This is a genomic window from Microcoleus sp., from assembly GCF_049646505.1.
GTDB lineage: Bacteria > Cyanobacteriota > Cyanobacteriia > Cyanobacteriales > Microcoleaceae > Microcoleus.
On the sequence record NZ_JBARVX010000200.1, the window covers coordinates 1 to 4,273 of the forward strand.

Annotated in this window: 7 protein-coding genes; 3 read left to right on the forward strand and 4 right to left on the reverse strand. The window is 46.8% G+C overall.

Going from position 1 to position 4,273, the window contains the following annotated elements; all coding sequences use genetic code 11:
• The coding region (locus tag WBA89_RS10965) for a cobalt-precorrin-5B (C(1))-methyltransferase (protein ID WP_424406312.1) at window positions 1–308 on the reverse strand (308 nt) is incomplete at its 3' end.
• Between the two features lie 701 nt (window positions 309–1,009).
• Between WBA89_RS10965 and WBA89_RS10970 the strand changes: the two genes are divergently transcribed.
• The gene (locus WBA89_RS10970; protein WP_424406313.1) at window positions 1,010–1,438 is read left to right on the forward strand and encodes an STAS domain-containing protein; all 429 of its coding nucleotides are present in this window, start codon (window positions 1,010–1,012) and stop codon (window positions 1,436–1,438) included.
• Between the two features lie 400 nt (window positions 1,439–1,838).
• On the opposite strand, the gene rpsD is transcribed toward WBA89_RS10970, so the two are convergent.
• Complete coding sequence (rpsD, locus tag WBA89_RS10975) at window positions 1,839–2,447, reverse strand: 30S ribosomal protein S4 (protein ID WP_424406314.1); 609 nt, start codon at window positions 2,445–2,447, stop codon at window positions 1,839–1,841.
• 82 nt (window positions 2,448–2,529) lie between these two features.
• The gene (locus tag WBA89_RS10980; RefSeq protein ID WP_424406315.1) at window positions 2,530–2,793 is read right to left on the reverse strand and encodes a hypothetical protein; all 264 of its coding nucleotides are present in this window, start codon (window positions 2,791–2,793) and stop codon (window positions 2,530–2,532) included.
• A 46-nt stretch (window positions 2,794–2,839) separates the two neighbouring features.
• On the opposite strand from WBA89_RS10980, the gene WBA89_RS10985 reads away from it, so the two are divergent.
• Complete coding sequence (locus WBA89_RS10985) at window positions 2,840–3,271, forward strand: hypothetical protein (RefSeq protein ID WP_424406316.1); 432 nt, start codon at window positions 2,840–2,842, stop codon at window positions 3,269–3,271.
• On the opposite strand, the gene WBA89_RS10990 is transcribed toward WBA89_RS10985, so the two are convergent.
• The gene (locus tag WBA89_RS10990; RefSeq protein ID WP_424406317.1) at window positions 3,264–3,389 is read right to left on the reverse strand and encodes a hypothetical protein; all 126 of its coding nucleotides are present in this window, start codon (window positions 3,387–3,389) and stop codon (window positions 3,264–3,266) included. The genes WBA89_RS10985 and WBA89_RS10990 overlap by 8 nt on opposite strands.
• A gap of 22 nt (window positions 3,390–3,411) precedes the next feature.
• Between WBA89_RS10990 and WBA89_RS10995 the strand changes: the two genes are divergently transcribed.
• Complete coding sequence (locus tag WBA89_RS10995) at window positions 3,412–3,762, forward strand: rhodanese-like domain-containing protein (RefSeq protein WP_424406318.1); 351 nt, start codon at window positions 3,412–3,414, stop codon at window positions 3,760–3,762.
• Window positions 3,763–4,273 lie beyond the last annotated feature (511 nt).

Consider the following 4,273-nt stretch of genomic DNA (forward strand, 5'->3'; position numbering starts at 1 on the left):
TCTCCCCCCCTCTCCCCCTCTCCCCTCTGCAAGTCCACCATTGCCCAAACGGGCGGATTGCGAGTCAAATCGAGGTTTTCCCCCGGATCGGAGCGAGTCACGCCTAGAGCAGTATCCGTTTTTAGTAAAGATGCTTGTTCGATCGGAATTTCTGCAGTTACTTGCGGTTCCAGTAAATCTACTGATACAGTATCTACATACTGAATACCTCCACGCAAGCACCGCAAAGCTGCAAGTGCTGCTGCACAGGCAAATACTGGCAGTGTATACCCGGATAAAGGTTGAGTTTTTGTCACGGTCGATTGCATAAATCCGTAAATTTGCCGGCGATCGGCATCACGCAGTAGCAGTGATACCCCTCAAACATTTAAGCTTATTTCTATGGTTTGCTACGATCGCACGGTCAGTGATTTTTGTCAAGCGATAATTTTGTCCTGCCAGTTACCTTTTCGCCAGCAACATTTTTTGAGAAGCGCGCGAGCCCACAACCTACTCCGAAGTCCGATCGGCACAATCGTAGCAAATGTTCGCAAAACACCCAAAATCCCGCGCGTGCCAAGCTATCGAGCTCGCGATATCGTTTCCGGTTGCATCGGAATAATAAAATCTAGTCAAAAGTTAACACTCAACCATTCAGTTTTTCGACCCGGAGTCAACTCTCAACAGTCAACAGTCAACAATCACCTGACGGTGCAACCGGATCGGAATAATAAAATCTAGTCAAAAGTTAACACTCAACCATTCAGTTTTTCGACCCGGAGTCAACAGTCAACTCTCAACAGTCAACAGTCAACTCTCAACAATCACCTGACGGTGCAACCGGAATTGATATGAATCCCCAGCTCGTCCCAGAGCAACAAACTGATTCCACGAATTAAGTACAAATACTGCAAACAAATTTAAAAAACCAGATGGTGACAGCTACCTTCCACACGCCTTGCATCCTTTTTCCCCCCATCTACCCCGTACTGAGTACAGTTGTGGTCGCGGTCTCCCAGGAGGAAGAAAGATGAAGAGCGCCACTAGCCTCACGCCTGAATTTGTTTCTGATTCAACCGCTCAATTCGCTCCAGAAACCGCCCCGTCCAACACCATTGTTTTGCAACCCAAGGGCTGTCTCGGCGGCATCGCCGTTCTAGATTTCCAAATTAATTTGGAGCAAGCTTTGGAAAGGGCCACCCTGAGAGTTGTCGTGGATTTGCAGCAAGTCGATGGTGTCGCTCCAGAGGGAATTGCCGCGCTTGTCCGAGGCTTGGAGTTAGCAGCTATACTGGGCAAGTCGATCGTCTTTCATGCTATGGATTTAGCTAGTTCTAAAGATTTGAGAGCCGAGTGGAGGAGTTCCCGCGAAATTTGTTTTGGCCCTTGGGGCGACTTATTCGATCGGGAATTAGACCAATTTTTCGCAGGCGAAATGCTGCGACCGCTTCCTTGTTAAGCGCTAAAACCCAGTTTTTACGATCGGCAAATTAATATCTCCCAAGAGGTTGATGCTCTAGGGAGCGTTTGCCACAGCATTTCGAGTTGTCATAGGAGGTGCCGCTGGCCGGGAGCGGGCATACCTCACAACGCGATCGAACTGCTATATATTAGACCTATAGCAGAAAATTATTTTGCAATAGGTCTAATATAACAACGGTCAACGATTAACAGTTAATCGTTGACCGTTGAAAGCTTTTTTTGAGCCTTCAGCATAGCTATTTCTCAAAAATTAGTCCTCAGTCTTCAGTCCTCATTATTGAGTAGCAATTAATCAATAACTGGGTTGCTACCCAATTATTAATTATTCTGCTAGCAACCAACTCATGACTAACGACCAACGACTGATGACTAATAAATTAAGCTTGACGCGAGTAGTATTCAACCACTAGCAGTTCGTTAATCTGAAGAGCAATCCATTCGCGTTCGATAACGCCGTTAACTTTGCCGATCAGTTTTTGCTTGTCAAATTCCAAGTGATTGGGCAAGTGAGCCAAACCAGGGTCTTTGAGATTAGCTTCTACCATCGTGCGCGATCGCTCTCTATTTTTGACTGCAATCACTTCACCAGGCTTGCACTGATAGCTGGCGATATTGACTTCACGATCGTTAACAGTGATGTGACCGTGATTTACCAATTGTCTAGCGGACGGAATGGTTGGAGCCATTCCCATCCGAAACACAGTATTGTCCAAGCGCATTTCCAAAAATTGCAGTAACACTTGACCTGTGGAGCCCGTGGCACGGCGGGCTTTGCGGACGTAACGGAGCAATTGGCGTTCCGTCACACCGTAATTGAAACGGAGTTTTTGCTTTTCTTGCAAGCGAACCGCATACTCAGAGAGCTTTTTGCGGCTTTGACCGTGCTGTCCGGGCGGATAATCCCGTCTGGGGGTTTTGCGGGTTAAACCCGGCAACTCTTTCAGGCGACGGACGATTCTTAATCGGGGGCCTCGATATCGAGACATTTATTTTCCTCTCTAATCTCTGTATGCAATTTTATGCAGACTCTATATTATATGTTTGTAACGGTCAAAATTCCCACAAATATCAATAAAAAGATCGATCGACCGCAGCGATCGGTAATGTGCGGTAAATTCTGAGAAGAACAGCCATCGCTCGATCGCCCCAATCCGCCAAAAAACTCACAACTCTCTGAGCCATGCACAAGCGCAATTTTTTCGTCCATCCTTCCCCAAAGCCCGCACCGACAAGCTCAAGCTCTACCGGGCGCTGGATCTTGGCTCTCGGCACCGGGCTAGCAGCAATCGGTTTGTTAGCCAGTGCACTGCCAATCTCACCAGCATCAGCCATCACTATTAGATTCCCTCGCACCAGGAATGCCTATCGCGTCTGCGCCTTGGAACTAATCGAAGCCGGAGTGGGGGCAGAGGCAGCAGCCTCCGCTTGTGCCGACGCTCTCCATCCCCGCGACATATCTAAATGCGCCCTCCAAATCAACCGCAAAACCAATATCTCTGGTATAGAAGCGCTTTCTAGCTGTCGGCGGGTGAGGCGTCCCGACGAACTGGCGAATTGCGTAGTGAATATTAACAGCAAAACTAAAACTCAACCAGCAGCTCCCCTGTTAGTCCTCGACGGGTGCCGCCGCAGTTTATTACCACAACAGTTTGCTGAATGCGTCGTCGGCTTGAGCGGCAAGCTGGACTTTCCTACTGACAGGTTACTGGCAACTTGTCTCGATCCCAGGGACAGAGTGAGCCAGTTGGACGGTCGCCCTGCACCCACGCCTCCTGTGGAGCTAATGCCACCGCCTTCGCGACTTAATTAATCACTGTTGGCAGTTGACTGTTGGCAGTTGACTGTTGGCAGTTGACTGTTGACTGTTGACTGTTGACTGTTGACTGTTGGCAGTTGACTACTGCAAACTGACTAATGACTGCTGCCAACTGACTACTTTTTTATAATCAAATGTCACAAAAATTTGCTCAAATTACCGTCGAAGAATTAGGTCGCCGATTAGCAGAAACCACCAATGCTGAGAAATTGCAGCTTGTGGACGTGCGGGAACCTTACGAAATTGAACTCGCGGCGCTGCCGGGATTTGCAGCTTTTCCGCTGAGCGAGTTTGCTGAATGGTCTGCTGAAATTGACGATCGACTTTTGAGCGATACAGAAACCCTAGTGCTGTGTCACCACGGAGTGCGATCGGCTCAAATGTGCCAGTGGTTGACCGATCGAGGATTTACCAACGTTAAAAATATCGTTGGCGGCATCGATGCTTACTCAATGGTTGTCGATCGAACTATCCCGCGTTATTAATATCAAATCCAGTTTTCACCTATCGTGTTCTTTGAGATCGTGTCCGGTCAATTACCCTTAATAAAAAATGTTTGTAGTGAGGAGTTTAGTCCTCGGATTTTTTATTAGGACTTGCATTCCGATGCTGCGAACCAATTTTCTAAAGTCGGCGCAGACCGACTTTAGATTTCTTGCGAAAGTGCGATAGCTCTGGTAAAATAAAATCAAATATTAGCTTAATAATATGAATTGCGAACAATTATAAAACTCAACCCCTAAAGGCTTTAAACGCTACTGTGGAGTACATAAAGAGACATCCAAGAGATGGTAAAAATAGTCAAAGCGGAAAAAACATTTCAAAAAAAAATCAGGAAAACCAAGTAAATTGTGCGTAGAATATCGAATCTTAATGAGATTCTCCTATTTGCGAGAATTCTACTTTTTTCAGCGGAAAATTAAATGGGGTATTAATGAATCAAATGCTATGGTGGATACGGTATCAGACACAACTGTTCGCGATTCTGTGATGCCC